Raw genomic sequence first — 1,093 nt, forward strand, 5'->3', positions numbered from 1 at the left:
AGGTCGCTCCAAGCCTCGTTGACCTCTTCCTGGGTGGCATTCGCGTTGTCATAAACGGTCTGTGCGTTCTCCAGGGCGTTTTCGAAGAACTCCTTCGCCTGCGGCACCAGGCCGTCGATGACGTCCTGCGGCACGGCGTTGGCCTGCTCCAGGACGGCTCCCAGGATGCTCTTATCCACGCTTGTGAACGTGAAGCGCAGGGTCGTGCCCTCGTTCGGCATCGTGAAGGTGTACGTAAAGCCGTCCGCCTCAAACGGGATGTCCTCGCCGTTGAGCTGCGCTCCGGAGAACCCGTCCTTGGTCGGGGTGAAGGTGAAGACCAGCTCTTCGCCCGGCTGTACCTTCGCGCCATAGATCGCATCTGTGGAGATGATTGCCTCCGCATTGCCCTCGACGCTCATCGATGCGTTGCCGCTCCACTGTACCGTCAGCAGCTGCGGTTCGGCCGTTACGCTTCCCTCACTACGGATATTTTCCAGAATCAGCTGATCCATCGCCAGGTTGTTCCGGTTGATGTTCATGTTCTGGTCGTAGTTGTTGCCGCCGTAATTGTAGCTAAATGTAATGGTGTGTTCGCCTTCGGTCAGATGCATTCTCATACGCGGCGAACGGTAGAATATATTTTCAAATGTGATTGAGAACGACATGGTGCCGTAGTCTTCGCCGTCTACGATCACCGAACGGATCGCTGCATAGTTACCGTCTGTTGTGTCGCCGCCATTGTTGTACAACGCGCTCACCAGGTAGTCGCCTTCCTTCGGCACATTCACCGTAAAGGTGATGTCCGTGCCGCCGTTCGGGCGGTTGTCCTGCACGTAACCCCTCCCGGAATAGCCGGAGATCGAGTTTGCAAAGGCGCCATCGTTATATGCCGCATCTTCCGCTTCGTACGTCAGGTACGTCCCCTCCGGGTTCCAGATGATCGGCTCGGAGAGCTCGCCGGCAATGCCGTCCTCATCCACGGCCACCAGCGAATAGCTGCCGTAGACGTCCTGCGGGATCTCGTAGCTGTCCTTTCCCGTCACGTCGATGTACTCGGTGCCGGTCCACAGCTTATAGGTGTAGCTCTCGTCCGGCGTCCAGGTCAGCACGC

Annotated in this window: 1 pseudogene; it reads right to left on the reverse strand. The window is 58.0% G+C overall.

The features are described from left to right. Positions 1–1,093, reverse strand: a pseudogene (locus I2G69_RS14020) (CBM35 domain-containing protein); the annotation flags it as partial.

The organism is Anaeromassilibacillus sp. D41t1_190614_C2, from assembly GCF_015558525.1.
GTDB lineage: Bacteria > Bacillota > Clostridia > Oscillospirales > Acutalibacteraceae > Anaeromassilibacillus > Anaeromassilibacillus stercoravium.